This is a genomic window from Pseudoduganella rhizocola (assembly GCF_045984285.3).
Taxonomy (GTDB): domain Bacteria; phylum Pseudomonadota; class Gammaproteobacteria; order Burkholderiales; family Burkholderiaceae_D; genus Rugamonas.
Window position 1 is genome coordinate 89335 of sequence record NZ_JBJQIK030000005.1, and the last position, 25190, is coordinate 114524.

Annotated in this window: 27 protein-coding genes; 17 read left to right on the forward strand and 10 right to left on the reverse strand. The window is 63.4% G+C overall.

Annotated features, from left to right (window positions below):
- Window positions 1-6: 6 nt before the first annotated feature.
- From iscX to ACJRPG_RS13355, 4 genes are read left to right on the forward strand one after another with little or no spacing between them, the layout of a single operon-like run.
- Window positions 7-201: a Fe-S cluster assembly protein IscX gene (gene iscX, locus ACJRPG_RS13340; RefSeq protein ID WP_408000580.1), complete on the forward strand. Its 195-nt coding sequence runs from the start codon at window positions 7-9 to the stop codon at window positions 199-201.
- Entirely contained in the window at window positions 188-1069 is an 882-nt protein-coding gene (locus tag ACJRPG_RS13345; RefSeq protein WP_408000581.1) for a class I SAM-dependent methyltransferase, read from the forward strand. Before iscX ends, ACJRPG_RS13345 begins: the two co-directional genes overlap by 14 nt.
- A complete protein-coding gene (ltaE, locus tag ACJRPG_RS13350) occupies window positions 1066-2088 on the forward strand; it encodes a low-specificity L-threonine aldolase (protein WP_408000582.1) in 1023 nt (340 codons plus the stop codon). Before ACJRPG_RS13345 ends, ltaE begins: the two co-directional genes overlap by 4 nt.
- Complete coding sequence (locus ACJRPG_RS13355; protein ID WP_408000583.1) at window positions 2085-2765, forward strand: RNA pseudouridine synthase; 681 nt, start codon at window positions 2085-2087, stop codon at window positions 2763-2765. Before ltaE ends, ACJRPG_RS13355 begins: the two co-directional genes overlap by 4 nt.
- Window positions 2766-2839: 74 nt before the next feature.
- Here the strand turns inward: ACJRPG_RS13355 and ACJRPG_RS13360 are convergent, their stop codons facing one another.
- From ACJRPG_RS13360 to ACJRPG_RS13380, 5 genes are read right to left on the reverse strand one after another with little or no spacing between them, the layout of a single operon-like run.
- Window positions 2840-3184: a PilZ domain-containing protein gene (locus ACJRPG_RS13360; protein ID WP_408000584.1), complete on the reverse strand. Its 345-nt coding sequence runs from the start codon at window positions 3182-3184 to the stop codon at window positions 2840-2842.
- Window positions 3185-3223: 39 nt separating this feature from the next.
- On the reverse strand, window positions 3224-3787 hold the full coding sequence (locus tag ACJRPG_RS13365) for an RDD family protein (protein ID WP_408000585.1): 564 nt from the start codon (window positions 3785-3787) through the stop codon (window positions 3224-3226).
- Entirely contained in the window at window positions 3774-4589 is an 816-nt protein-coding gene (locus ACJRPG_RS13370) for a DUF3106 domain-containing protein (RefSeq protein WP_408000586.1), read from the reverse strand. The genes ACJRPG_RS13365 and ACJRPG_RS13370 overlap by 14 nt, the downstream gene beginning before the upstream one ends.
- Window positions 4590-4592: 3 nt before the next feature.
- A complete protein-coding gene (locus ACJRPG_RS13375) occupies window positions 4593-4997 on the reverse strand; it encodes a DUF3619 family protein (protein WP_408000587.1) in 405 nt (134 codons plus the stop codon).
- Window positions 4994-5563: an RNA polymerase sigma factor gene (locus ACJRPG_RS13380; protein WP_408000805.1), complete on the reverse strand. Its 570-nt coding sequence runs from the start codon at window positions 5561-5563 to the stop codon at window positions 4994-4996. The genes ACJRPG_RS13375 and ACJRPG_RS13380 overlap by 4 nt, the downstream gene beginning before the upstream one ends.
- A 457-nt stretch (window positions 5564-6020) precedes the next feature.
- Here ACJRPG_RS13380 and ACJRPG_RS13385 point away from each other — a divergent pair, with 457 nt between their 5' ends.
- From ACJRPG_RS13385 to ACJRPG_RS13415, 7 genes are all read left to right on the forward strand, one after another.
- A complete protein-coding gene (locus ACJRPG_RS13385; protein WP_408000588.1) occupies window positions 6021-7742 on the forward strand; it encodes an acetolactate synthase 3 catalytic subunit in 1722 nt (573 codons plus the stop codon).
- 1 nt (window position 7743) lies between these two features.
- Window positions 7744-8235: an acetolactate synthase small subunit gene (ilvN, locus tag ACJRPG_RS13390; protein WP_231765696.1), complete on the forward strand. Its 492-nt coding sequence runs from the start codon at window positions 7744-7746 to the stop codon at window positions 8233-8235.
- A gap of 32 nt (window positions 8236-8267) precedes the next feature.
- Window positions 8268-9284: a ketol-acid reductoisomerase gene (gene ilvC, locus ACJRPG_RS13395; RefSeq protein ID WP_408000589.1), complete on the forward strand. Its 1017-nt coding sequence runs from the start codon at window positions 8268-8270 to the stop codon at window positions 9282-9284.
- Window positions 9285-9420: 136 nt separating this feature from the next.
- The gene (locus ACJRPG_RS13400) at window positions 9421-11631 is read left to right on the forward strand and encodes a hybrid sensor histidine kinase/response regulator (protein ID WP_408000590.1); all 2211 of its coding nucleotides are present in this window, start codon (window positions 9421-9423) and stop codon (window positions 11629-11631) included.
- Between the two features lie 85 nt (window positions 11632-11716).
- Entirely contained in the window at window positions 11717-12472 is a 756-nt protein-coding gene (locus tag ACJRPG_RS13405; RefSeq protein ID WP_408000591.1) for an SIMPL domain-containing protein, read from the forward strand.
- A gap of 76 nt (window positions 12473-12548) precedes the next feature.
- Complete coding sequence (pssA, locus tag ACJRPG_RS13410; RefSeq protein ID WP_408000592.1) at window positions 12549-13409, forward strand: CDP-diacylglycerol--serine O-phosphatidyltransferase; 861 nt, start codon at window positions 12549-12551, stop codon at window positions 13407-13409.
- A 15-nt stretch (window positions 13410-13424) separates the two neighbouring features.
- Window positions 13425-14963 carry a 2-isopropylmalate synthase gene (locus ACJRPG_RS13415; RefSeq protein WP_408000593.1) on the forward strand — a complete coding sequence of 513 codons (1539 nt, stop codon included), beginning with the start codon at window positions 13425-13427 and terminating at the stop codon, window positions 14961-14963.
- Here ACJRPG_RS13415 and ACJRPG_RS13420 read toward each other — a convergent pair.
- Window positions 14960-15520 carry a hypothetical protein gene (locus tag ACJRPG_RS13420; RefSeq protein WP_408000594.1) on the reverse strand — a complete coding sequence of 187 codons (561 nt, stop codon included), beginning with the start codon at window positions 15518-15520 and terminating at the stop codon, window positions 14960-14962. The two genes, ACJRPG_RS13415 and ACJRPG_RS13420, sit on opposite strands and share 4 nt — an antisense overlap.
- Before the next feature lie 9 nt (window positions 15521-15529).
- Window positions 15530-16021 (reverse strand): hypothetical protein, encoded by a 492-nt coding sequence (locus ACJRPG_RS13425; RefSeq protein WP_408000595.1) that lies wholly within the window; start codon window positions 16019-16021, stop codon window positions 15530-15532.
- Window positions 16022-16190: 169 nt separating this feature from the next.
- Between ACJRPG_RS13425 and rpsO the strand changes: the two genes are divergently transcribed.
- Together rpsO and pnp are read left to right on the forward strand one after the other, a co-directional pair.
- Window positions 16191-16460, forward strand: a complete 270-nt coding sequence (rpsO, locus tag ACJRPG_RS13430; protein ID WP_408000596.1) for a 30S ribosomal protein S15 — start codon at window positions 16191-16193, stop codon at window positions 16458-16460.
- Window positions 16461-16665: 205 nt separating this feature from the next.
- Window positions 16666-18792, forward strand: a complete 2127-nt coding sequence (gene pnp / locus ACJRPG_RS13435) for a polyribonucleotide nucleotidyltransferase (RefSeq protein ID WP_408000597.1) — start codon at window positions 16666-16668, stop codon at window positions 18790-18792.
- A 63-nt stretch (window positions 18793-18855) separates the two neighbouring features.
- Here the strand turns inward: pnp and ACJRPG_RS13440 are convergent, their stop codons facing one another.
- The 3 genes from ACJRPG_RS13440 to ACJRPG_RS13450 all read right to left on the reverse strand — a co-directional run bounded on the left by ACJRPG_RS13440 (window position 18856) and on the right by ACJRPG_RS13450 (window position 22291).
- Window positions 18856-19761, reverse strand: coding sequence for a hypothetical protein (locus tag ACJRPG_RS13440; RefSeq protein WP_408000598.1), 906 nt, complete (start codon window positions 19759-19761; stop codon window positions 18856-18858).
- A 79-nt stretch (window positions 19762-19840) separates the two neighbouring features.
- Window positions 19841-20755 carry an acyltransferase family protein gene (locus ACJRPG_RS13445; RefSeq protein WP_408000599.1) on the reverse strand — a complete coding sequence of 305 codons (915 nt, stop codon included), beginning with the start codon at window positions 20753-20755 and terminating at the stop codon, window positions 19841-19843.
- A 144-nt stretch (window positions 20756-20899) separates the two neighbouring features.
- Window positions 20900-22291 (reverse strand): c-type cytochrome, encoded by a 1392-nt coding sequence (locus ACJRPG_RS13450; RefSeq protein WP_408000600.1) that lies wholly within the window; start codon window positions 22289-22291, stop codon window positions 20900-20902.
- A 90-nt stretch (window positions 22292-22381) separates the two neighbouring features.
- Between ACJRPG_RS13450 and ACJRPG_RS13455 the strand changes: the two genes are divergently transcribed.
- The 4 genes from ACJRPG_RS13455 to ACJRPG_RS13470 all read left to right on the forward strand — a co-directional run bounded on the left by ACJRPG_RS13455 (window position 22382) and on the right by ACJRPG_RS13470 (window position 25174).
- Window positions 22382-23431 (forward strand): serine endopeptidase, encoded by a 1050-nt coding sequence (locus ACJRPG_RS13455; RefSeq protein ID WP_408000601.1) that lies wholly within the window; start codon window positions 22382-22384, stop codon window positions 23429-23431.
- Window positions 23432-23808: 377 nt separating this feature from the next.
- Window positions 23809-23988, forward strand: a complete 180-nt coding sequence (locus ACJRPG_RS13460) for a hypothetical protein (RefSeq protein ID WP_408000602.1) — start codon at window positions 23809-23811, stop codon at window positions 23986-23988.
- A gap of 140 nt (window positions 23989-24128) precedes the next feature.
- The gene (locus ACJRPG_RS13465; protein ID WP_408000603.1) at window positions 24129-24335 is read left to right on the forward strand and encodes a hypothetical protein; all 207 of its coding nucleotides are present in this window, start codon (window positions 24129-24131) and stop codon (window positions 24333-24335) included.
- An 83-nt stretch (window positions 24336-24418) separates the two neighbouring features.
- Window positions 24419-25174: a GIN domain-containing protein gene (locus ACJRPG_RS13470; protein WP_408000604.1), complete on the forward strand. Its 756-nt coding sequence runs from the start codon at window positions 24419-24421 to the stop codon at window positions 25172-25174.
- Window positions 25175-25190 lie beyond the last annotated feature (16 nt).

The window sequence follows — 25190 nt, forward strand, 5'->3', positions numbered from 1 at the left end:
CCTGCGATGAAATGGACTGATATCACGGCGATTGCCGAAGCGCTGTACGACAAGTATCCGAACCTCGACCCCACGCAGATCCGCTTCACCGACCTGCATAACTGGGTGGTGACGCTGGAAGGCTTCGACGACGACCACAAGCGCGGCGGCGAAAAGATTCTCGAAGCGATTCAACAGGCATGGATCGATGAAGCACAGTAAGCAGAACAAAGCGCCGCTGCCGACCGAAGTGACCGACATCCCGGAGATCAAGCCGGGACAGTCGGTCGCGCTGCTTCAGGAGCTGCATATCCTCACGCGGGACGGCAAGCTGAACCAGGACAGCCGCCGCAAGCTGAAACAGGTCTACCACCTCTACCAGTTCATCGAGCCGCTGCTGAAGGAAGTGCTGGCCGAGAAGGGCAGCGTGTCGCTGGTCGATCACGGCGCGGGCAAGTCCTACCTCGGCTTCATCATCTACGACCTGTTCTTCAAGCCTCTGCAGGACGGCTCGCACATCTACGGCATCGAAACGCGCGAGGAGCTGGTGCAGCGTTCGCAGGAACTGGCCGCGAGGTTCAACTTCCCCGGCATGTCCTTCCTGCCTCTGTCTGTCGCGGAATCGACCACTTCGGAGCAGTTGCCCGAGCAGATCGACATCGTGACCGCGCTTCATGCCTGCAACACGGCGACCGACGACGCCATCGACTTCGCGCTGAAGAAAAAGGCGAAGCATATGGTGCTGGTGCCTTGCTGCCAGGCCGAAGTAGCCTCCGTGCTGCGCAAGAACAAGGGCAAGGCGCTGGGCAAGAGCGCGCTGACTGAAATCTGGCGCCACCCGATCCACACCCGCGAATTCGGCAGCCAGATCACCAATGTGCTGCGCTGCTTGCAGCTTGAGGCGCACGGCTACCAGGTCAATGTGACGGAGCTGGTGGGCTGGGAGCATTCGATGAAGAATGAGCTGATCATCGCCACCTACAAGAACCTGCCGCGCCGCCGTCCCGCGGAACGCCTGCAGGAAGTCCTGGAAACGGTGGGTCTCGAAGAGATGAGCCACCGCTTCTACGCCGAACAAGGAACCGTATGAGCCACTGGATCGACCTGCGCAGCGATACCGTTACCCAGCCGTCGCCCGCGATGCGCGACGCCATGCATGCCGCGCCGGTGGGCGACGACGTCTACGGCGACGACCCGACGGTCAACGCGCTGCAGGAGCGAGCTGCGGAGCTGTTCGGCTACGAAGCCGCGCTGTTCGCCGCTTCGGGCACCCAGACCAACCTGATCGCCTTGCTGGCCCACTGCGGCCGCGGCGACGAATACCTGGTGGGCCAGGAAGCGCATACCTACCGCTACGAAGGCGGCGGCGCCGCGGTGCTGGGCAGCATCCAGCCGCAGCCGATCACCAACCAGCCGGACGGTTCGCTGGCCATCACCGACATCGAAGCGCAGATCAAGCCGGACGACGTGCACTTCGCGCGCACCCGCCTGCTGGCGCTGGAGAACACTATCGGCGGCCGTGTGCTGCCGGCAGACTACGTGGCGCAGGCCACGCGCCTTGCGCACCTGCGCGGCCTGAACACGCACCTGGATGGCGCGCGCATCTGCAATGCGGCGGTGAAGCAGGGCGTGTCGCTGCAAGCCGCAGTGGCGGGCTTCGACAGCGTTTCTGTCTGCCTGTCGAAAGGACTTGGGGCGCCGGTAGGTTCGGTGCTGTGCGGCAGCCGCGCGCTGATCGAGCAGGGCAAGCGCTGGCGCAAGATGCTTGGCGGCGGCATGCGGCAGGCCGGCGTGATTGCGGCGGCCGGCCTGTACGCGCTTGAGAACAACGTGCAGCGCCTGAAGGAGGACCATGACAATGCGGCCTTCCTGGCGGCCGAGCTGGCGAAGATCCACGGCCTTGGCGTGAGCACGCCGCAGACGAATATCTTCTACGTCGATGTGCCGCGCGATGCCGCTGCGGCGCTGAACGAAGCGCTGCTCGCCGAACAGATCCGCGTATCGATGGCGCCGCGCCTGCGGCTGGTTACGCACCTGAACGTGTCGCGCGCCGACATGGCCACGGTGGCCAGCGTCTTCAAACAATTCTTCTCGCGCTGGCAGCAATGAGCGGCAACGATACGATCCGCCTCTCCAAACGCGTGGCGGAGATGGTGCCGTGCTCACGCCGTGAAGCCGAGCTGTATATCGAGGGCGGCTTCGTGCGCGTGGACGGTGTGCTGGTGGAGGAGCCGGGAGCCCGCGTGGCGCCGCAGCAGCATGTCGACCTTGCGCCGGATGCCACGCTGCTGGAGATTGCGCCCGTCACCATCCTGCTGAACAAACCGGCCGGCGTGAGTGCGGCCGCACTGCTGATGGAAGCGAACCGCGCGCCCGAAGCGCAGAAGGAACGCTTCCTCAAACGGCACGTGGCCAACCTGCAGGCCGCCTTGCCGCTGCCGGACCATGCCAGCGGCCTGTTCGTCTTCACCCAGGACTTCCGCGTGGCGCGCAAGCTGCTGGAAGAGGGCGACAAGGTGGAGCAGGAAATCATCGTCGATGTGGAAGGCACGATTGCCGACAACGGCCTGGCGGAGCTGAACCGCGGCGCCACGAAGGTGAGCTGGCAGAACGAGAAGCGCCTGCGCTTCGCCATCAAGGGACCGAAGCCGCAGCAGATCGAAGTGATGTGCAAATCGGTTGGCCTCGCGCCGGTGGCGATCCGCCGCATCCGCCTTGGCCGCATCGCCATGTCCAGCCTTCCGCTGGGCCAGTGGCGCTACCTGCAAGGCTACGAGCGCTTCTGACGTCATCCCCGCGCAGGCGGGGATCCGGGAGAGTCGCCGAAACACCCCTGGGCCCCGCCTTCGCGAGGGCGACATCAGGCTGCTTCGGCGGCGCCGCTGCTGGTGACATAGTCCACGATCTGGTCCACGCTGGCCTGCGGCAGGTGGTCGAAGCGCGCCCCGTTGCGGAAGCGGCCTTCGCTGCCCACCGGGCGGCTATACACGAGATCGATCACCGCATCGTTGCGGATGGAACTGCCGGGGAAGGCAAAGCAGAAGCGGTATCGCTTGTCGGCCTCCATGCGGTAAGGCGTAACGAAGGCCACGCCCATACGCGCGATGTCGATAATCTGGGCGATGCGAACCGGGCCGCCATCCAGATCCGTGACAGTGGCCTGAACCTGCAGCAAACGGCGCACGTGTTCTCTTCGTTGATCCATTGTTACATCCTAGCCCAAAGGCGCCACAGACGGCGCAGCTCAGGACCGGGCAGGCGTGGCGGCCGTTTTGACGGGTTTGGGCAACTGGATGAGGCGGGTGCCGGCCAGTTTGTCATGCAGGAACTGGCGGTCGCGGGTGAAGAAGGCGGTCAGGGACCACAGCAGGATGCCGGCGAAAATCGCATACAGCGCGTGCCAGCGCTGCAGCTGCAGCGCATAGTCCAGCACCAGCGCGGGCAGTACCCACATCCAGCTCAGCAGGTAGCGCAGCACGGCGGCCTTCATCGGCAGCGGGCTGCCGTCGGCCATCACCACGCGGATGCGCCAGGTCTGCATGGCCAGCGTCTGGCCCTTGCGGCTCCACTGGTGGATGAAGTAGATGCCCAGCACGATAAAGGCCAGCGCCTGGCGCATATGCTCGACCAGCGGCGTGTGGCTGGCCCCGGTCGCCACCTCGAACACGAGGAAGGGCAGGAACAGCACGGCGAAGGCAAGCAGCAGCTCATAGACCATCGAGATCAGGCGGCGCTTGACGGTCGGCGTGGGATAGCTGGACAGCGTTTCCTTGTTTGCTTGCGGAGCTGTTTGATTACTTGCTTGCATTCGGTGCGGGTACAGGGGCGGCGGGGGCAGGCGGCGCGGCGGAGGCGGGCGCCGGCGAAGACTGCTGCGGATACATGGCGGCCGGCGTAGCGGCGCCTTCCAGCGGATAGACCGGTTCCGGCGTTGGCAGCGGGGCCGGCGGCGCAGCCGGCGCCGGTGCGGGCGCTGCCGGCAACGGCGCAGGCGTGGTTGCGGCGGCCGGCGCCGGCGTGCCCGGTGCAGGCACCAGGCCCTGGCCGTGCGCCTTGATCGGCTGTGGTGTCTTGATGGCGGATTGCGCCGGGGTCGGCGGCTTGGCGATCTGCTGGCGCTTGCCGGCGGCGGCGTCAGCCAGCTTGCGTTTTTCTTCTTCCGGCAGCGACTGGTACTTTTCCCACTGCGCCGCCTTCTGGCCGCCCAGGTTCTTCTGCGCGCGCGCATAGTTCTCGCGCACGGCCTTGCGTTCTTCAGGGGTGAGGCGGGTCCATTCGCGCATGCGGTCCAGCACGCGCTGCTGCTCGGCGGGCTTCATGGAGGCGAAACGGTTGGCGATATCCAGCCACTTCTGCTTGCGTACCGGACCCAGTTCGTCCCAGGTGGATTCCAGCGGGCCAAGGGCCTTCTGCTGCGCAGCGTTCAGCTCGGACCAGCGCGGCTTTTCCGCGGTGACATTGCTGCCCAGGCCGACCTTGGCCGGCACGGAAGCGATTGCCTGCAGCGGCGCATCGCGCTCGCCATGCAGCCACACGGCGCCCACCGCCAGCAATACTGCCAGAACGGCAATGCCAGCGACGAGCGGGGTACGGCTACGGACACGCGTCATTGCTTACTGTCCGCGCGTTTCGATGTAGGCGTTGAAGCCGTGGTCCAGGTAAGCCGACAGGGGCAGCTCGTCCGACAGCAGGGCCGCATCCAGCTCGGCCAGTTCGGCGATGGACTGCTGCTGCTCATAGTGGTAAACGCCGACCATGCCGCACAGCACCAGCATCAGGGGCAGGGCGACACTGAAACGGTTCATCCAGCCAAACGCGTTGCCGAAGCCGCCGGCACGTGCGCCGGCCGTGGCCAGCTCGGTGCGGGCCACGCGCACTTCCACATGCGCCTTCTTGCGCGCCATGGCTGCCTTGCGGGCTGCCGCGAGGCGGTCGGTGGTCGATGCCGGCAAATCGTCTAGCTTTTCGTTCAGCGCATGGCGCACCCGGTAAGCGAAATTCAATTCTTCGGTATTCATAATTTGATTCCTTTGGCTTTGAGCGACTCTGCGAGGGTATGTGTTGCTCTGGAGCAATGTGTTTTCACACTCCCTTCGGAGCATCCCATTGCTTCCGCCGTCTCCGCCACATCCATATCCTGCCAGTAACGCATGAGGAAGGCTTCCCGTTGACGCGCCGGCAGCTTTTGTACTTCATTTTCAATAATTTGCAGCACCTGCATGCGCTCGACCTGGTCCGCGCTCGATTCCGCGGCCTGGGAACCCTGCTCCGCCTCGTAGCTCTCGAGTATATCAAAGTCCTCGTTTTCCTCATGGGAATTCCCCAGGCCGGAAAACAGGCTGACCCAGGTATTGCGGACTTTTTCCCTGCGGAAATAATCGAGGATGGTGGTCTGCAGGATGCGCTGGAACAGCATGGGCAGCTCGGCCGCCGGCTTGTCGCCATACTTCTCGGCCAGCTTGATCATCGCGTCCTGCACGATGTCCAGCGCCGACTCGTCCTTTCGCACCGCATAGACCGCCTGCTTGAATGCCCGCCGCTCCACGTTCTCGAGGAAATCCGATAATTCTTTGTCTGTGGCCATGCGGGGGGGAGTGTGAGCTGCCGGTTTGGTCTTATTTAACTGTCGGGCATCGTAGCAAAAACGGCCCAATAAAGCACCTGAATTGTATTGATATGCATTTTTCGCCAGATAAACCTTGACCGGGATGCTGCAACGCAGTAACGTATGGGACGCTTTGCACACCACGAAGCTCCCCGGTTTGACGCAACAGGCACACAAGGCCGTTGGGGAAAACCAGCTTTCATTTGTCAGCAGTTTGCTCTAACCCGCGCCACAAGCGTGAGAGGTCGGCACGACCGCTGCAGAAACTCAGGCTGAACGAGTTGCGTTTAGCGTTGCCCTGTACTCACACTACGTTGAGGGGAAGGGGTGGCGTGACCGCAGAAAGAAGGGAAGCCAGAAGTGCTGCACGGAACGCCCGCTTCGCCAGGCCAGAGCATCCTATCAATCTCCATATGGACCTTGAAAGGAATGTTTCATGAACACCGAAGCCTCCATTACGGGCGCTGAGATACTTGTGCGTTGCCTTGCCGAAGAGGGTGTTGAACACGTCTTTGGCTATCCCGGCGGTGCAGTTCTCTACATCTACGACGCCATCTTCAAGCAGGACAAATTCCAACACGTTCTGGTACGCCACGAGCAGGCCGCCGTGCATGCTGCCGATGCCTATTCGCGCAGCTCGCAAAAAGTCGGCGTGGCCATCGTGACCTCCGGACCAGGCGTGACCAATGCGGTCACCGGCCTTTCCACCGCCTATATGGACTCGGTTCCGATGGTGGTGATTTCCGGCCAGGTGCCCAGCCATGCAATCGGCCAGGACGCCTTCCAGGAATGCGACACCGTGGGCATTACGCGCCCGGTGGTCAAGCACAACTTCCTGGTGAAGGACGTGCGCGAACTGGCGGAAACGATCAAGAAGGCTTTCTATATTGCGCGCACCGGCCGTCCCGGTCCGGTGCTGGTGGATATCCCGAAGGATATCTCCATGCACAAGCACACCTACTCGTATCCGAAGGATATCGAGATGCGCTCCTACCGTCCGGTGGACAAGGGCCACTCCGGCCAGATCCGCAAGGCGGTGCAGCTGCTGCTGCAGGCCGAGCGCCCCATGATCTACACGGGCGGCGGCGTGATCCTGGCCAATGCCTCGCCGGAGCTGAACAAGCTGGTCGAGCGTCTCGGCTTCCCCGTCACCAATACCCTGATGGGCCTGGGCGGTTCGCGCGCCAGCGATCCGAACTTCGTGGGCATGCCCGGCATGCACGGCACCTACGAAGCGAATATGGCGATGCAGAACTGCGACGTGCTGATTGCCATCGGCGCCCGTTTCGACGACCGCGTGATCGGCAACCCGAAACACTTCGCAACGAACCCGCGCAAGATCATCCACGTCGATATCGACCCCTCGTCGATCTCCAAGCGCGTGAAGGTGGACATTCCCATCGTCGGCAACGTCAAGGACGTGCTGGTGGAATTCCTGGCGCAGCTGGATGCCGCCGATGCGAAGCCGAACAAGGCGGCCCTGTCCAAGTGGTGGGCGCAGGTTAACGAGTGGCGCGGCCGCGAGTGCCTGAAGTACGCCGATTCCGATCTCGTGATCAAACCGCAGTCGGTGGTCGAAAAAGTGTGGGACATCACCAAGGGCGATGCCTTCATCACTTCCGATGTGGGCCAGCACCAGATGTGGGCGGCGCAGTACTACAAGTTCGATAGGCCGCGCCGCTGGATCAACTCCGGCGGCCTGGGCACCATGGGCGTGGGCCTGCCTTACGCCATGGGCGTGCAGATGGCCAACCCGGACGCCACCGTGGCCTGCATCACGGGCGAGGGCTCGATCCAGATGTGCATCCAGGAGCTTGCCACCTGCAAGCAGTATCACCTGACGCCGAAGATCATCCTGCTGAACAACCGCTTCCTGGGCATGGTGCGCCAGTGGCAGCAGATCGACTACGGTTCGCGCTACTCCGAGTCCTATATGGATTCGCTGCCGGACTTCGAGAAGCTGGCCGAGGCCTATGGCCACGTCGGCATGCGCATCGAGAAGCCGGGCGACGTGGACGGGGCGCTGAAGGAGGCCTTCGCCATGAAGGACCGCCTGGTGTTCATGAACTTCATTACCGACCAGAGCGAAAACGTCTGGCCGATGGTGAAGGCCGGTTCCGGCCTCTCCGAAATGCTGCTCGGCTCGGAGGACCTCTGATATGCGACACATTATTTCTGTTTTGCTGGAAAACGAAGCCGGCGCCCTGTCCCGCGTGGTGGGGCTGTTCTCCGCGCGCGGCTACAACATCGAGACGCTGACGGTAGCGCCGACGGAAGATTCGACCCTGTCGCGCATGACCATCGTCACCAGCGGTTCGGACGACATCATCGAGCAGATCACCAAGCACCTGAACCGCCTGATCGAGGTGGTGAAGGTGGTGGACCTGACCGAGGGCCAGCACATCGAGCGCGAGCTCATGCTGATCAAGGTGAGGGCAGTGGGCAAGGAGCGCGAGGAAATGAAGCGCACCGCCGACATCTTCCGCGGCCGCATCATCGATGTAACCGAGAAGACCTACACCATTGAGCTGACGGGCGCCAAGAGCAAGCTGGATGCCTTCATCGATGCCATCGACCGCACCTCGATCCTGGAGACCGTCCGTACCGGCGGCTCCGGCATCGGCCGCGGCGAACGCATCCTCAAAGTCTGAACATACATTACAAAATATTAAAAGGAATGACCATGAAAGTTTTCTACGACAAAGACGCTGACCTCTCCCTCATCAAAGGCAAGAACGTTGCCATCATCGGCTACGGCTCGCAAGGCCACGCGCACGCCCAGAACCTGAGCGAATCCGGGGTGAACGTGACCGTCGGCCTGCGCAAGGGCGGCGCTTCCTGGCAGAAGGTGGAGAAGGCCGGCCTGAAGGTCGCCGAAGTGAACGAAGCGGTGAAAGCGGCCGACGTCGTGATGATCCTGCTGCCGGACGAGAACATCGCTCAGGTCTACAACGAAAACGTGGCCCCGAACATCAAGCAGGGCGCCGTGCTGGCCTTCGCGCACGGCTTCAACGTGCACTATGGCCAGGTGGTGCCGCGCGCCGACCTGGACGTGATCATGGTGGCGCCGAAAGCGCCGGGCCACACCGTGCGCGGCACCTATACGCAAGGCGGCGGCGTGCCGCACCTGATTGCCGTCTACCAGGACAAGTCGGGTGTGGCGCGCGATATCGCCCTGTCCTACGCGGCGGCGAATGGCGGCGGCAAGGCCGGCATCATCGAAACCAACTTCCGTGAAGAGACCGAGACCGACCTGTTCGGCGAACAGGCCGTGCTGTGCGGCGGCACCGTGGAACTGATCAAGGCCGGCTTCGAAACGCTGGTGGAAGCCGGCTACGCGCCGGAAATGGCTTACTTCGAGTGCCTGCACGAGCTGAAGCTGATCGTCGACCTGATCTATGAAGGCGGCATCGCCAACATGAACTACTCGATCTCGAACAACGCCGAATACGGCGAATACGTGACCGGCCCGAAAGTGGTGACGTCGGCCACCAAGGACGCCATGCGCCAGTGCCTGAAGGATATCCAGACCGGCGAATACGCCAAGTCCTTCATCCTGGAGAACAAGGCCGGCGCGCCGACGCTGATCTCGCGCCGCCGCCTGACCGCCGAGCACCAGATCGAAGAAGTGGGCGCCAAGCTGCGCGCGATGATGCCGTGGATCGCGAAGAACAAGCTGGTGGACCAGTCGAAGAACTAAGTTTGTCCCAAGCTTCGTCTGCAACGGCCCTGCGGGGCCGTTTTTTTTATGGCGCACAATTGAATGTCCAGGACAGTTGTGGGTTGATAATAGGATAGAATTGTTGTTAGGTAACTTTTAAGATTGTTGACGATTCATGCATATCCGAGCCCGCTTATTGCAGTTGATCGCCGCCATTCTGTTGCCCATTTTCCTGGCGGCCTCCGTGGCGGTGTGGTTCTTCTACAAGGAGCAGCGCGAAGCCGAGGTGGCCGGCATCAAGGAAGCCGTGCGCACGCTGGGCATGCTGGTGGACCGCGACCTGCTGGTCACCGAGGGCGTGCTGCGCACGCTGGCCAACTCGGGGGCGCTGCGCGACGGCGACTACCGGCGCTTCTACGAGTATGCCAAGCGCGTCGCGCCGGCCGAGTACGCGACGGTGGTGATCAGCGAGGCCGACGGCAGCCAGCTGCTCAATACGCGCCGCCCTTTCGGCAGCCGGCTCTCGCAGGGCAATTCCGGCCTGGTCGAGCTGCGCCGGCGGGCGGGGCCGCAGGCCACCCTGGTTTCCAATCTCTTCGTCAGCCGCTCCGACCGGCAGTACTCGTTTGCCGTGCAGGTGCCGGTGGAGCAGAACGGCCGGGTCGAGCGCTTTCTCGGCATGAGCCTGTATGCCAGGCGGCTGCAGCCCTTGCTGTCGCAGCACACCATGCCCGAAGGCTGGATCGCCACTGTCGTGGACAGGGAGGGCGTGGTGATCGCGCGCAGCCACAATGCGGAGGCCATCGTGGGCCGCAAGGTCAGCGAGAAGCTTATGGCCCGCATCAAGGGCAAGGAAAGCACCGGCCTGCACCAGGGCGTGACACTGGACGGCATGCCCACCGTGGCCTATTTCAGCCGCGCCCCGGTATCGGGCTGGATGGTGGTGATGAGCCTGCCCGCCGACCAGCTCAGCGAACCTGCCACCATGGCCACCGGCTGGCTGGCCATTGGCATGCTGGCCGCCATTGCAGTGGCGTTGACGGCTGCGCAGTACTATGTGCGCCGCACCGCGGAACCGATCGAACGGCTGCGCGCCGCCGCTGACAGCCTCGGCAAAGGAGGCGAGGTCGCCTTCGCCAGCACCGGGCTGGTGGAAACCGACCTGGTGGGCACGGCGCTGACCGATGCGAGCCGCCGCATCCGCGAGCAGCAGCAGACGCTGGAACAGCGCGTGGCGGAAGCGGTGGCGGCGGCCGAGCACGCGCAGCGCGCCCTGCTGCAAGGCCAGAAGCTGGAGGCGCTGGGACGCCTGACGGCGGGCATCGCCCACGACTTTAACAATATCCTGCAGACCCTGTCCTCGGCGCTGGAGCTGATCCAGCTCACCACCGACCGCGAGCGCCTGCTGGCGCTGGCCCGCACCTGCGAGAAAGCAGTGGCGCGCGCCACGCGGCTGACGAACCAGATGCGCGCCTTCGGCCGCGTGCAGGAAGTGCGGCCGGAAACCATCGCGGCCAGCGTGGCGCTGCACAATGCGATGCCGATGCTGGAGGGGGCCTTGCCCAGCAATATACGCTGGACGGCGGATGTGCCGGACCAGCTCTGGAGCATTACCGTTGATTTCCTGCAGTTCGAACTGGCCCTGCTGAACGTGGTGATCAACGCGCGCGACGCGATGCCCGACGGCGGTGCCCTCACGCTGACGGCGCAGAACCAGGCTGGCGTGAAGGCGCCGGAGCTGGCCGCCGGGGATTACGTCAGTATCCGCATCGAAGACTGCGGCATCGGTATGTCGCCGGAAACGCTGGCGCGGGCCATGGAGCCTTTCTTCACGACGAAGGCGGTGGACAAGGGCAGCGGCCTTGGCCTGGCCCAGGCCTATGGTTTCGCGAAGCAGGCCAACGGCGTGCTGCTGATGAGCAGCGAGGAAGGGCGGGGCACCACGGTCACGATGCTGCTGCCGCGTTCACGGGGCAGCGCCGCCGCGGCGGCTGGCGGCCACGGCGCGCCCGCTTCCGCCGCGATCGGCGCCGCCGACAAGGCCGGCACCCTGCTGTACGTGGAAGACGACGCGCTGGTGCGCGAGACCGTGCTGCCGGCCCTGGTATTCGCCGGTTTCGATGTGACGGCCGTGGAGAACGGCGAGCAGGCGCTGGCCGCGCTGGATGCCGGCCAGACCTTCAGCCGCGTGTTCTCGGACATCGTGATGCCCGGCCAGGTCAGCGGCATCGACCTGGCGCGCATCGTGCGCGAGCGCTTCCCCCATGTGCCCGTGCTGCTGGCCACCGGCTATACCGACCGCAAGGTGGACCTGCCCGGCGTGCGCCTGCTGGCCAAGCCTTACGACATCATGCAGGCCATCAGCATGCTGCGCGGGGAAATCTAAGTTACAAACGCTCACCAAAGGGTACGTTGCCGCGCGAGAATTTCGGTTAAAGTCGGGGCACCGCCTGACCTCTGAGGAGATAAGAATGACCGTATTGAAAACCGTGGCGGCCGCAGCGCTCGTGCTGGGCGCGCAAGCCGTGCAGGCCCAGACCGTTCCCACCACCGGCACCCTGGTGATCGTGCCCGCCAATGGCGAGGTGCGTGCGCCGAACGACCAGGCCGTGACCCACTTCGCCATCGAAGAGCAGGACAAGGACAAGGCCGCCGCCGCTTCGCGCGTGAACCAGAAGATGAAGCAGGGCATGGAGATCCTCAAGCGCGAAGACCCGAACGGGAAGCTGAAGACCCAGGGCTACTACAGCTATGCCGTCTATGCCGAAGACCGCCCGCAGCCGGTGGGTACGGCGCCGAAGAAGCCGGTGCCGGTTGCCTGGCGCGTGGGCCAGTCGGTCGAGCTGACGACCACCAGCCTGGACAAGCTGCCGAAGACCGTGGCCGCAGCCCAGAAAGTGCTGACGCTGAACAGCATCAACTTCGGCCTGACGCCGGAAGCCACCCGCAAGCTGGACGACCAGCGCATTGCCGTCACCTATAAAGCCCTGAACGAGCGCATCGCCTCGATTGCCTCGGCCATGGGCCGCAAGACCAGCGATGCCGTGCTGGAAACCGTGGACTTCGAGGGCTCCGGCAACTATGCGCGCGAAGCCCTGGCGGCGCCGGCGCCGATGATGATGATGCGCGGGAAGATGGCCGATTCCGCCGACGTGGCCGAGCCGAGCTTCGAGCCGGGTGAAACCATGCTGGACATGCGCCTGGTGGGCAAGGTGCGTTTCAAGTAAGGCATCGTTTTGCCACGTCCGCACTGCCTGCCTCTATAATAGGGGTCACTCTATAGCGCAGTAATTTCAGGAACGTATGGCAAAATTTCCCCGTCGCAGACCGAAGAACGCAGTTACCCCGGCTGGCAAGGCGCCCCGCAGGACGCCTTTCAGCCGTTTCGCGCGCCATCGCGATGTGGACGGACCCGCCAAACCGCGCTCGCGCGGCATCTACCTGCTGCCGAACGCCTTCACCACCGGCGCGCTGTTCTGCGGTTTCTACGCCATTGTGATGGCGATGAACCAGCGCTTCGAGCATGCCGCCTGGGCCATCTTCGTGGCCATGCTGCTGGACGGGCTGGACGGCCGCGTGGCCCGCCTCACCAATACCCAGAGCGAATTCGGCGCCCAGTACGACTCCCTGTCGGACATGGTGTCCTTCGGCGCCGCGCCGGCGCTGGTGATCTACGAATGGTCGCTGCGCGGCCTGGGCAAACTGGGCTGGATCGCCGCCTTCGTCTATTGCGCGGGCGCCGCACTGCGCCTGGCGCGCTTCAATACCAATATCCAGGTGGTCGACAAGCGCTACTTCCAGGGCATGCCGAGTCCATCGGCCGCCGCGCTGGTGGCGGGCTTCGTGCTGATGATGGTGGACCTGGAAGTGCCGGGCGTGCTGCTGCCATGGGTGTCCTGGGGCATCGCCATGTTCGCGGGCCTGACCATGGTGACGAATGTGCCGTTCTACAGCTTCAAGGACGTCAATTTCCGCAAGTCCGTGCCCTTCATTGCCGTGTTCCTGATTGCGCTGATCTTCGCGCTGATCTCGATCGACCCGCCGAAGGTGATGTTCCCGCTGTTCGTGCTGTATGGCCTGTCCGGCTATGTGGTGTTCTTCGTGCGGCTGGCCAAGGGCAAACCGGTAAGCATTGTCCAGACCGAGGACGAAACCGACGACTAGCAAAAGGAGAGCTGCATGAGCGACCGCCTGATCATCTTCGATACCACCCTGCGTGACGGCGAACAGTCGCCGGGCGCATCGATGACCCGTGAAGAGAAGGTGCGCATCGCGAAGCAGCTCGAACGTTTGCGCGTCGATGTGATCGAAGCCGGTTTCGCTGCCGCCTCGCCCGGCGATTTCGAATCGATCCGCGCCATTGCGGGCGCCGTGCGCGAATCCACCATCTGCTCGCTGGCGCGCGCCAACGACCGCGACATCGCCCGCGCCGCCGAAGCGCTGCAGCCTGCGGCGCGCAAACGCATCCACACCTTCCTCGCCACTTCGCCGCTGCACATGAAGATGAAGCTGCGCATGGAGCCGGAGCAGGTGCTGGAACAGGCTAAACTGGCCGTGCGCTTTGCGCGCCAGCACACCGACGATATCGAATTCAGCCCTGAAGACGGCAGCCGTTCGGAAGAGGATTTCCTGTGCCGCGTGCTGGAGACGGTGATCGCGGAAGGCGCCACCACCATCAATTTCCCGGACACCGTGGGCTATGCGGTGCCGGAGCTGTATGGCGAGACCATCCGCCGCCTGCGCGAGCGCATCCCCAATTCGGACAAGGCCATCTGGTCGGTGCACTGCCATAACGACCTGGGGCTCGCCGTGGCGAACTCGCTGGCCGGCGTGATGATCGGCGGCGCGCGCCAGATCGAATGCACCATCAACGGCCTGGGCGAACGGGCCGGGAATACGGCGCTGGAAGAAGTGGTGATGGCGCTGCGCACGCGCGGCGGCTACTACAAGCTCGAATGCGGCATCGACACCACGCAGATCGTGGCGGCCTCCAAGATGGTGTCGCAGATTACCGGCTTTGCGGTGCAGCCTAACAAGGCGGTGGTGGGCGCCAACGCCTTCGCGCACGCATCCGGCATCCACCAGGACGGCATCCTGAAGGCCCGCGAGACCTACGAGATCATGCGTGCCGAAGACGTGGGCTGGACCGCGAACAAGATCGTGCTCGGCAAGCTCTCGGGCCGCAATGCCTTCAAGCAGCGCCTGCAGGAACTGGGCATCGAACTGGATTCGGAAGCGGAAGTGAATGCGGCCTTTGCCCGCTTCAAGGAACTGGCCGACCGCAAGGCCGAGATCTTCGATGAAGACATCATGGCCCTGGTAAGCGATGAGGAAGGGCACGAAGGAGAGCACTACCGTTTCGTATCGCTGGCGCAGCGCTCCGAAACCGGCGAGCTGCCGCACGCGAAGATCGTGTTCTCGATGGGCGGCGCCGAGCAGGCCTGCGAGGGCAGCGGCGACGGCCCGGTGGATGCCATCGTCAACGCCATCGAAAGCCGTGCGAAATCAGGCGCGGAACTGGTGCTGTTCTCGATTGCCGCCATCAGCCCCAGTTCGCAGTCGCAGGGCGAAGTGACGATGCGCCTGTCCAGCGCGGGCCGTATCGTCAATGGCGTGGGCGCCGATCCGGATATCGTGGTCGCGTCGGCGAAGGCCTACCTGTCCGCGCTGAACAAGCTGCACAGCAAAGAGCGCGTCAACCCGCAAGGCGCTGACTAGCCGGCGTCGTCGGCCTCGCGGTCCCTGCGGGCGCGCGCCCGCGCCCGCGAACGGTGGCGCAGCGCGGCATGGTAGGCTGATTCGCCGCCGCGTGACACGACGGCCCAGTACCAGCCTTCGCCCGCGTGCCTTTTTGCATTCTGCTCCACGTCGGCATCGATCATCTGCACCATGGCGTCCATCTCGGCTGCAGGCTGCTCGCCGGCCATCTCCGCCAGCGATGAAGCCATGTCGGGCGCGCTGTCCTGCGCGGCGCCTTCCGTTTCCTCGGGCAGCGCCAGTTCCTGCAGCTGTTCTTCCTCCTCCGCTTCCACGGCCTGCGCGGCGCGCTCGATCAGCAGGCGTACCGGGTCGCTGAAGGCCGCCAGTTCGGCGGGGGAGGGCTCGTCGGCCGCGGGTGGGGCGTCGGCCGCGGGCTCTTCGGCCGCAGGCTCATCTTCCTCCTGCGGTACGCTGAAGTTTTTCCGGGCGCCGTCGTAGGACTGGCGCGGCGGCGCAATGGGCTCGTCAACGGCCGTGAGGCCCTGCTTGAAGTGGCTGGAGAGGACGCGGGTCATCCGCCTATTCTAAAAGAAACCGCGCTTCTCTTCGTACAGCGGGTCCGGCCCGCTCATCATCTCGCGCACAATGCCGTCCTTGCTGAAGTGGATGTGCATCATCGAGTTCCACACGCCGGACTGTTTATAGCGGTAGCTCCATACTTCAAGATCGCGCAGCGACAGGCAGGTGGTCTCGGCCGGGTGGCCGAAGGTGCGCAGGATGCTGTCCTTGTTGTCCTGGCCCAGCTTGACGGCGGCGAACTTCTCGTCCGTCAGCACCTGCTCCCAGGAGCGCAGGCGGCCGTCGGCGCCGTAGGTGGCCATCCAGGTGAACTGGCCGAAGGCGCCCGCCCCGTATTCAGCGATGGTGTCGCCATTCTGGCCGGGATAGCGCGCGCCAGGCTGGCCGCGGCTGGCTTCCACCGCCGCCATGGTCTGGCCGGGCACGGGCGGCGGCGCGAACACGGTGCAGGCGCCCAGCAGCAGGAGAAATGTTGTCGTAATGATCAGTTTTGGCATTTTGAGGCTTCCGGCGGGTGAATAATTGTAGCCAGAAGCAGGTACACGGGACGTTTTTTCCGCTATACTTCCGGGTCTGGTCCAAAAAGGGCCAGGTATTCATATCCATCCGTAGTTCACGATGCTCAGGGTTGCAAGACTCCGTTCATCGCATGTGAAAGGTAATATCATGTCCGTAGAAAACATCAACAAGGCCGCGATCATCGCGGACAACGCCCGCGCCCAGAACGACACCGGCTCGCCGGAAGTTCAGGTTGCCCTGCTGACCGCTCGTATCAACGAACTGAACACCCACTTCAAAGAGCACACCAAGGACCATCACTCCCGCCGTGGCCTGATCAAGATGGTGAACCGTCGTAAGAGCCTGTTGTCTTACCTGAAAGGTAAGGACGCAAACCGTTACCGCGATCTGATCGCTAAACTCGGCCTGCGTAAGTAATTTTTGCGTTACCCGGTTTAAAGAGAAATGCCTGCGACAGTTCACTGCCGCGGGCATTTTGTCATTTGAGCCCTTGATTTATTGCCAAGCAGCAGCATCGCCTGGCCGGAGGAAGCAGTAGAGCAGTAAGGCAGCCCGAGCGCTGCCTGTGGTGAGGTGAACGACAGCTCCTGAAAATCTGTCGGCAAATAGAAAGGGATTACCCATGTTTAACAAAGTTACGAAAACCTTCCAGTACGGTCAACACACCGTGACGCTGGAAACTGGCGAGATCGCTCGCCAGGCGTCCGGCGCAGTGATGGTGTCGATCGAAGACACCGTTGTGCTGGCTACCGTGGTGGCGCGCAAGGACGCGAAACCTGGCCAGGACTTCTTCCCGCTGACCGTTGACTATCTTGAGAAGACCTACGCTGCGGGCAAGATCCCCGGCGGCTTCTTCAAGCGCGAAGGCCGTCCTTCCGAGAAGGAAACGCTGACTTCCCGTCTGATCGACCGTCCGATCCGTCCTCTGTTCCCGGAGGGCTATATGAACGAAGTGCAGGTGATTGTGCACGTTCTGTCGGTCAATCCGGAAATCGATCCCGATATCGCTTCCATGATTGGCGCTTCGGCCGCCCTGTGCGTGTCCGGCGTGCCGTTCAACGGCCCGATCGGTGCCGCCCGCGTGGGTTACACCAACGGCCAGTACATCCTGAACCCGACCACCTCGCAGCTGAAAGATTCGCAGATGGACCTGGTGGTGGCCGGTACCGAAACCGCCGTGCTGATGGTGGAATCGGAAGCGCAGCAGCTGTCCGAAGAGATCATGCTGGGCGCCGTGGTCTATGGCCACGACCAGATGAAAGTGGTGATCGATGCGATCCACGAACTGGTGCGCGACGGCGGCAAGCCTGAGCAGGTATGGACCCCGCCAGCCAAGAACGAAGCCCTGATCGCCCGCGTTGCCCACTTCGCCGAAGCGAAGATCAACGCCGCTTACCAGACCAAGGACAAGCAGCAGCGCACCGACAAGCTGCGCGCCATGTCCGCTGAAGTGCTGGCCGACCTGGCTGCCGAAGCGGCCGCCGCCGGCACCGAAGCGCCGGACAGCGTCGAAGTCGGCAACATCCTGTTCGATATGGAAGCCAAGGTCGTGCGTTCGCAGATCCTGCAAGGCGAGCCGCGTATCGACGGCCGCGACACCCGCACCGTGCGCCCGATCTCGATCCGCACCTCGGTGCTGCCGCGTACCCACGGTTCCGCGCTGTTCACCCGTGGTGAAACCCAGGCCCTGGTCGTTGCCACGCTGGGCACCGCCCGCGATTCGCAGAAGATCGACGCGCTGATGGGCGAGTACACCGACGACTTCATGCTCCACTACAACATGCCACCGTTCGCCACCGGCGAAACCGGCCGCGTCGGTACGCCGAAGCGCCGCGAAGTGGGCCACGGCCGCCTGGCCAAGCGCGCCCTGGTGGCGGCACTGCCATCGCCGGAAGAGTTCAGCTACTCCGTGCGCCTGGTGTCCGAAATCACCGAGTCGAACGGTTCCTCGTCGATGGCTTCCGTCTGCGGCGGCTGCCTGGCGCTGATGGATGCCGGCGTGCCGATGAAGGCGCACGTGGCCGGTATCGCCATGGGCCTGATCAAGGAAGGCGGCCGTTTCGCCGTGCTGTCCGACATCCTGGGCGACGAAGACCACCTGGGCGACATGGACTTCAAGGTGGCCGGTACCGCCAACGGCATTACCGCACTGCAGATGGACATCAAGATCCAGGGCATCACCAAGGAAATCATGCAGGTGGCGCTGGCGCAGGCCAAGGAAGGCCGCGAGCACATCCTGGGCGAAATGCAGAAGGCCGTGCCGAGCGTGAAGACCGAGCTGTCCGACTTCGCACCGCGCCTGATCACCATCAAGATCAACCCTGAGAAGATCCGCGACGTGATCGGCAAGGGCGGCGCCGTGATCCGCGCGCTGACCGAAGAAACCGGCACCCAGATCGACATCAGCGACGAAGGCGTTGTCACCATCGCTTCCGTTGACGCTGCTGCCGGCCAGGAAGCCAAGCGCCGTATCGAAGAGCTGACCGCTTCCGTGGAAGTGGGCAAGAGCTACGACGGTACCGTGCTGAAGCTGCTGGACTTCGGCGCCATCGTGCAGGTGATGCCAGGTAAAGACGGCCTGCTGCACATCTCGCAGATCGCCAACGAGCGCGTGAACGCCGTGGCCGACTACCTGAAAGAAGGCCAGCAGGTGCGCGTGAAAGTCCTGGAAACGGACGACCGCGGCCGCCTGAAACTGTCGATGAAAGCCGCGGCGGAAGAAGCCGCAGCTGCTCCAGCCGCGCAGTAATCTGTCGTTCCCGCGCAGGCGGGAACCAGGAAAGCCGCCAGCGCGCAAGCCCTGGCGGCTTTTTTATTCCATCATCCCGCTGACCGGTACCGTGTAAACATTGCGCGAGCCGTTGAATATCGTGCCATTCAGCTCCTCGGCGACCTGCGCCGCGCTGGTGACGGCCTGCGCCCTTGGCCAGCTCACGCCGCCGTCGCGGCGCATGCTGCTGAACAGCAGGCTGCGTCCATCGGGCGTGACCGAACTGGCGTATTCCATCAGCGGCGTATTGACGGAAGCGCCCAGCCGGACCGGCTTGCTCCAGGCTTCGCCCTCGCGCGTGATGCGGTACAGGTCGAGATTGCGGCTGGCATCCATCATGCCGACAACGGCGAAACTCTGGTCCGGTGCGATGGCGAAGGAAACGCCGCTGACAGGCAGCAGCTCCGGCGCCTGCCAGGCGCCAGCCACCATACGGCTGCGGAACAGCTGGCTGTCGGCGCCTGCGCGTCCGAAATACAAGGTTCCGTCGCCGGCGAGCGAAGGATAAATCTCGTTCACGCTGCTGTTGATCGTATCCGGCAGGCGGCGCGGTTCGCCCCAGGCCCCATCCGCTGTTTTCTCCACTTCCCACAGGTCGAGATCTGCCTTCGCCTGCGTGCCGCCGGCCGGACGGTTGGAGATGAAGAGGTAGCGTTTGCCGTCCGGACTGAGCACGCCGTCGCCGTCGTTCCATTTGCCGGAGAAGGGGAGTACGGCCGCCGCCTGCCATTGGCCGTCCTTCAGGCTGGACTGCATCAGCGTCATGCGCGTGAAGCCGCTGTCGGTGCGGGTGAACAGCAGCGAGCGGCCATCCGGCGTCAGCGACGCCGCAAAATCATGGAAGCTTGTAGAGACGGTTTGCGGGCCAAGCAGTTCGGCTGGCGCAGCGTGGACGTGGCAGGTGAATGCCAATGACAGGGCCGCAAGTGCCCGGCAGATGTGATTCATAAAGCTCCTCGTAGGTCGAAGAGCGAGGAGGCAAACGTGCTCCTTGCTCTTCGGAAATCCTAACACGAGGCTGGGTTGGCTACGCGGTATACCGCGCCACACGCGGCGCAAAGCGCTTCAGCGCGAGGATGGTCAACGCCGAGATCCCGAACACCAGCAGCGACAGCGCGATCTCGGACCGGATCCCCAGCTTGCTCACCACCTTGATCCAGAAGACGTGCGACAGGTAGATGCCCAGCGTGCACTCGGACAGCACGCTGATATTGACGGGGAAGCTCACGTTCCAGTCCGGCAGCAGGATCACGGCCGCCAGGGCGATGCCGACCAGGTAGGTGATGCCCATGCCGGGCACCGACCACGCAAACAGCAGCACAAAGGCGAGGATGGCGGCGATGAACCCGGCACGCATGGCGCGTGGCAGGGCGCTGCAGTTGGCGAAGAATACACCGATGAAGACCCCGTCCAGCGCGTGCGCGTACTGTGCGTAAGGTGCACCGAGGGCCAGCGCCAGCGGATGCCATGAGGAATTGAGCCAAAGCAGCGTGAGCGCCAGCGCCACGCAGGCATAGCACAGCATGCTCGCCGTCAGGTAGCGCTTGATATGGTCGAAGATAATAATAACGATGAATATAAAGGGCATATACCACAGGTGCAGGCTGGTGCCGGTTAATAAGCCGGCGGTTATGCCATTGTCGAGCGAAAAGAAAGGTCTGCTCTGTGCAAGGTTAATTACTCCGTAGAAAAGGGACCAGACTATCCACGGAAGCAATAATATTTTCGCGCGCTCCTGCACCGGCTTGGGTGGCGATTTGATTTTGGCCGAAAAATAGAGCGAGATGATAAGGAAAGCGACCAGCCCGGCGTACGCGACATCGCGGCCGGTGCTGGCAGCGTGGTACCAGATAATGCCGAAGGCGCTGAATATCCGAAGTAATTCTATTTCTTGGCGTTTCTGGCTGGCATCACTAATTTTGGGAGAGATATTATTATCCATATGGTCGGCAGATTAAAATAAAATGCGGGCGCCGGGATAATAACAATACAACCGAATAGCACGATTGAAATTGCGGAAATACAACTCATCAATAAATAAAAAAGCCGCCTCGCGGCGGCTTCCGGATGTACCGGATGCGGCGGCTCAGGGCTGGTAGCTCACACGGTAGATTTTGCCGCCGTGGTCGTCGCTGATAAGGATGGAGCCGTCCTCCAGCTGGGCGATATCGACCGGACGCGCCACCGCGTTCTCGCCCTGCAGGAAACCGTCGATAAAGGTGGTGGTCGTCACCTCCTGGTTGCCCTGCAGGGTGACGAGGCTGATGCGGTAGCCGCTCTTGGTGCTGCGGTTCCACGAGCCGTGTTCGGCGATCAGCAGGTTATTGCGGTAGTGGGCCGGGAACTGCTTGCCGGTATAGAAGGTGAGGCCGAGCGGCGCCACGTGCGGCCCCAGCTTGGCGACCGGCGGCGTGAACTCGCTGCAGTTGCGGCCTGCGCCGAATTTCGGATCCGGCACCACGCCGCCATGGCAGTAGGGGAAGCCGAAGTGCATGCCCGGCTTCGGCGCCACGTTCAGCTCGCAGGACGGGGTGTTGTCGCCCATTTCGTCGCGGCCGTTATCGGTGAACCACAGCTCCTTTGTTACCGGATGCCAGGTGAAGCCGACGGTGTTGCGCACGCCCTTGGCCACCAGCTCCCAGTTGGAGCCGTCCGGATCCATGCGCCAGATCTTGGAGAAGATCTCGTCTTCCTTGTCGCAGACATTGCAGGGCGCGCCGACCGGCACATAGATCTTGCCGTCCGGGCCGGCCTTGATGAATTTTTCGCCGTGCCATTTGTCGGTCGGCAGGTCGTCCTTCACCACCTTGTATTGAGGTTTGCCGGCGTAGCTCTTGTCGATATTGTCGAAGCGGATGATGCGCGAGATCTCGGCCACGTACAGCGCGCCGTTCAGCAGGGTGACGCCGATCGGGTTGTCCAGGCCTTCGGCGATGGTGACGACCTTGTCGGCCACATTGTCCTTGTTCTCGTCAATGAGGGCATAGACCTTGCCTGCCTTGCGCGATCCGACGTAGACAATGCCGCTGCCGGATACGGCCATCGAGCGCGCAGTCGGCACATCATCCGCATAGACGGCGATCTTGAAGCCTTTCTGCAGCCTGAAACCGGACAGTGCGCCGTCATCGGCCTTTGCCGGTGCCGCCGCGGCGGCCGCTTTCGCGCCACCCTTGCGCGGGGCGACGTAGTCGGCAAGGGCGGCAATCTGGGTGGCGCTCAGCGTGCCGGACCAGGCCGGCATGCCCTTGTCCGGGATGCCCCGGGCGATCAGCTTGACGAGGTTGGCCCTGGTCGGTTCGCCATGGATCCAGGTGCCGTCGGCCAGGGCAGGGCCGACGGCGCCTTCCATCTTCGCGCCGTGGCATTGGGCGCAATTGGCCTGGTACAGTTTGGCGGCCTGCACGGCCGGTGCGGCATGGGCGGCGCCGGCGCTCATGGCCAGGCCGAGCAGGGCGATGCGGAGGGAAGCGTGGGTCATCGTTCTCGTCGGTGAGGGGAAAAGCGCATCTTACCGCCAAGCCCGCTTGCGATGGTAGACTCGCCCCGGATCGTCCACATGGAGAGCGGTATGAGCAAAGCCTTGCGTCTGTCGGAAAAATGGTTCCAGCGTGGCCTGTGGCTGGTAGCGCTCGTGTTCGCGGGCTTCCTGATCGGGCTGGGCGGCAAGGTGGTCGACAATATGAACCTGGTTGAAGAGCCGCTGTCCCTGCAGCAGTTCGTGGACCAGCCCGCACACCAGGCGGCCGAGCGCGAACTGCAGCTGGCGGAGGCGGGCTTGCTGACGGCGCAGGCGGCGCTGGAACAGGCGCGGCAGAAGCACAAGGTGGCGGCGTCCAACAGCCAGACCGCCGGCGAGACCTTCGATAACTGGCTCGCCACGCGGCGCGTAACGGCCCGTCCCGAACAGGACCCTGAGCTGATCGCGCGCACCCGCGAACTCGATGCGCTGAAGGCCGCCGAACGCAGCGCGCTTGGCGCCGTGCAGGCGCAGGAGCAGAAGCACCTGGACGCCAGCCAGTCGCGCGGCCGCGCCGCGGCGCGCATCGTGCAGCTGGAGTCCGCCGCGGAAGCGCCATACCGGCAGGCGTTGCGCATGCGCGAGCTGCGCGTGTTCGGCTACCGGCTGGCGCTCACGCTGCCGCTGCTGCTGGCGGCCGGCTGGCTGTGGGCGAAACAGCGCAAGAGCACGTACTGGCCTTTCGTGTGGGGCTTCATCTTCTTTGCGCTGTTCGCCTTCTTCGTCGAACTGGTGCCTTACCTGCCGAGCTATGGCGGCTATGTGCGCTACCTGGTCGGCATTTTGCTGACGGTGATCGTGGGGCGCCAGGCCATCGTATCGCTGCAGCGCTACCTGGAGCGCCAGCGCGCCGCCGAAGCGCTGCCCGACAAGCAGCGCCGCAAGGACCTGAGCTACGAAGTGGCGCAGGCGCGGCTGGCGAAAGGCGTCTGCCCCGGCTGCGAGCGCCAGGTGGACCTGAAAGACCCGAAGATGGATTTCTGCCCCCACTGCGGCATCGGCCTGTTCAACAACTGCGGCGCCTGCAGCACGCGCAAGAGCGCCTTCACCCGCTTCTGCTTCTCCTGCGGCACCCCGGCCGCCACCGCCCCCGTCGAGTAAGCGCAATACCGCCTCCCGCAGGCCGGCTATGCTGGCCTGAACAAAGGAGGTGGCATGCTACATGGAAGAAAGCACCGCCCAAGGCTGAGGTGGCGAGGCTATCGGCGTCAAACCAGGATGGTTGGGGATTTTGCTGGCGATCTGATCGCCGCGCATTCGCTTTTCCTTCTCACGATCGTGTTTGGCGCCTTCCTGGCGCTTTGCGTCCGGTGGATTGCTGCCTACGTGAATGACCCGAATTTTGCAGTGTTTGCTTACCTGATGCATCTCATTGTTATGGCTTCAGATGGCTTGATCTTCGTCATATGGCTGCTACGATGGATTGTCAGCTCATTGAAGGAGGGGCTATGAACGGATCTATAAAAGGATTTTGGAGGGTGACGAAATTCCTCTGGAAAGCCTTCTGCGAAGGGTTCTGGCATGGGATGAAGCGGACGCCGGCGTTTTACTTCGAGCCGGTCACCGTCAGCTGGCGCTGGCTGAAGCGGGGCGCCGGGGCGCTGGGCCGGGGCGCGGTCCGGCTGGCACGGGCCGGGTGGCGGCCGAAAACGCGCTGAAACCGCGCTGAAATCGCGAATATCCCCCCAATTTGTCGTCTGGCACGCCAAATCTGCAGTTCATCGCAATCCGCGTGATCCTTGCCTCCCGGCTGGATACGATGCAAGCATACAAACAACGCTTGCACCGGGAGGTCATCATGAACATCGCCAAAAACATGGAATTCATCTTCGTGTCCGCCATCGTACTGATCGGCGGCACCAGCATGGCGACTGCCAAGTCCCTCCGTCCGGTGCGTGCCATCGAACCGCCAGCCGTCGTTGCCGAAGTGAAGGCGGCAGCGGCCATGCCGGTGGTTGTGGTCAGCGCCAAACGTTTGAGCGCCGCCGAAAAGGCTGCGCTGTAATCTGATTGCCGTCGGCCCGGCCGCACGGTACAGTTACCCAACGTTTGCCGCTGGGCACAAGAACACTGCACGAAGGAACCACCATGAAGAAGCCAATCCGTTTTGCCCTGCTGATCGCCGCGCTGGGCCTGTTTATCGGCAGCGCCGCCGCTGAAGAGCTGAGCCGGCATGTCATCGACAGCCGTATCGTCCGCGTTAAGCTGGACGGTGTGATCGACCTGAAACTGCGCCAGGGCAGTGAGCCCTCCCTGCAGATTACCGGCGACAAGCGCTATGTGGACAAGGTGCAGGTGGTGCAGAACGGCGACACGCTGATGCTGGAGACCGAAAGCAAGGGCGTGAAGTGGAGCCGTTCTTCGGTGCGCGCCGAGCTGGTGCTGCCCAAGCTGAAGGAGCTGGTATCGGAAGGAGTGGGTACGACCGATGTATCGGGTTTCAGCGGTGACGATATCGAGATCACGCTGGACGGTGCAGGCAGCATGAAAGTGGTGTGCGACTACCGCCATATGAAAGCCAGCCTGGGCGGCGTAGGCAGCATGCACCTGTGGGTGGGCGAGAACGAATCGGTGGACCTGGACCTGCAAGGCGCCGGTTACGTCACCCTCGGCGGGCGCAGCAAGATGCTGAAAGCTTCGCTGGGCGGCCTCGGCGGCCTGAATGCGCAGCAGTTCCAGGCCGACTCGGTGGAGGTGGAGCTCAGCGGCCTCGGCAACGCAACCGTCAACGCCCGCACCAACGCCAACCTGAACCTCAGCGGCCTCGGTTCGGTCATCGTGTACGGCAAGCCGCTGAACCGCAACGTCAGTGTGGATGGACTGGGTAAAGTCAGCTGGAAGTAACAAGGGCCCCTGGGAC

Excerpts from the sequence above, each read along its gene's own strand:
- ilvN (WP_231765696.1), top strand. The coding sequence starts at position 7,744 with ATGCGACACATTATTTCTGTTTTGCTGGAAAACGAAGCCGGCGCCCTG.
- ACJRPG_RS13360 (WP_408000584.1), bottom strand. The coding sequence starts at position 3,184 with ATGGATCAACGAAGAGAACACGTGCGCCGTTTGCTGCAGGTTCAGGCC.
- ACJRPG_RS13455 (WP_408000601.1), top strand. The coding sequence starts at position 22,382 with ATGAGCAAAGCCTTGCGTCTGTCGGAAAAATGGTTCCAGCGTGGCCTG.
- ACJRPG_RS13440 (WP_408000598.1), bottom strand. The coding sequence starts at position 19,761 with ATGAATCACATCTGCCGGGCACTTGCGGCCCTGTCATTGGCATTCACC.
- ACJRPG_RS13420 (WP_408000594.1), bottom strand. The coding sequence starts at position 15,520 with ATGACCCGCGTCCTCTCCAGCCACTTCAAGCAGGGCCTCACGGCCGTT.
- ACJRPG_RS13425 (WP_408000595.1), bottom strand. The coding sequence starts at position 16,021 with ATGCCAAAACTGATCATTACGACAACATTTCTCCTGCTGCTGGGCGCC.
- ACJRPG_RS13450 (WP_408000600.1), bottom strand. The coding sequence starts at position 22,291 with ATGACCCACGCTTCCCTCCGCATCGCCCTGCTCGGCCTGGCCATGAGC.
- ACJRPG_RS13385 (WP_408000588.1), top strand. The coding sequence starts at position 6,021 with ATGAACACCGAAGCCTCCATTACGGGCGCTGAGATACTTGTGCGTTGC.
- ACJRPG_RS13345 (WP_408000581.1), top strand. The coding sequence starts at position 188 with ATGAAGCACAGTAAGCAGAACAAAGCGCCGCTGCCGACCGAAGTGACC.
- ACJRPG_RS13380 (WP_408000805.1), bottom strand. The coding sequence starts at position 5,563 with ATGGCCACAGACAAAGAATTATCGGATTTCCTCGAGAACGTGGAGCGG.
- ACJRPG_RS13445 (WP_408000599.1), bottom strand. The coding sequence starts at position 20,755 with ATGGATAATAATATCTCTCCCAAAATTAGTGATGCCAGCCAGAAACGC.
- ACJRPG_RS13400 (WP_408000590.1), top strand. The coding sequence starts at position 9,421 with ATGCATATCCGAGCCCGCTTATTGCAGTTGATCGCCGCCATTCTGTTG.
- pnp (WP_408000597.1), top strand. The coding sequence starts at position 16,666 with ATGTTTAACAAAGTTACGAAAACCTTCCAGTACGGTCAACACACCGTG.
- ACJRPG_RS13370 (WP_408000586.1), bottom strand. The coding sequence starts at position 4,589 with ATGACGCGTGTCCGTAGCCGTACCCCGCTCGTCGCTGGCATTGCCGTT.
- ACJRPG_RS13365 (WP_408000585.1), bottom strand. The coding sequence starts at position 3,787 with ATGCAAGCAAGTAATCAAACAGCTCCGCAAGCAAACAAGGAAACGCTG.
- pssA (WP_408000592.1), top strand. The coding sequence starts at position 12,549 with ATGGCAAAATTTCCCCGTCGCAGACCGAAGAACGCAGTTACCCCGGCT.
- ACJRPG_RS13470 (WP_408000604.1), top strand. The coding sequence starts at position 24,419 with ATGAAGAAGCCAATCCGTTTTGCCCTGCTGATCGCCGCGCTGGGCCTG.
- ACJRPG_RS13405 (WP_408000591.1), top strand. The coding sequence starts at position 11,717 with ATGACCGTATTGAAAACCGTGGCGGCCGCAGCGCTCGTGCTGGGCGCG.
- ACJRPG_RS13375 (WP_408000587.1), bottom strand. The coding sequence starts at position 4,997 with ATGAATACCGAAGAATTGAATTTCGCTTACCGGGTGCGCCATGCGCTG.
- iscX (WP_408000580.1), top strand. The coding sequence starts at position 7 with ATGAAATGGACTGATATCACGGCGATTGCCGAAGCGCTGTACGACAAG.
- ACJRPG_RS13355 (WP_408000583.1), top strand. The coding sequence starts at position 2,085 with ATGAGCGGCAACGATACGATCCGCCTCTCCAAACGCGTGGCGGAGATG.
- rpsO (WP_408000596.1), top strand. The coding sequence starts at position 16,191 with ATGTCCGTAGAAAACATCAACAAGGCCGCGATCATCGCGGACAACGCC.
- ltaE (WP_408000582.1), top strand. The coding sequence starts at position 1,066 with ATGAGCCACTGGATCGACCTGCGCAGCGATACCGTTACCCAGCCGTCG.
- ACJRPG_RS13465 (WP_408000603.1), top strand. The coding sequence starts at position 24,129 with ATGAACATCGCCAAAAACATGGAATTCATCTTCGTGTCCGCCATCGTA.
- ACJRPG_RS13415 (WP_408000593.1), top strand. The coding sequence starts at position 13,425 with ATGAGCGACCGCCTGATCATCTTCGATACCACCCTGCGTGACGGCGAA.
- ilvC (WP_408000589.1), top strand. The coding sequence starts at position 8,268 with ATGAAAGTTTTCTACGACAAAGACGCTGACCTCTCCCTCATCAAAGGC.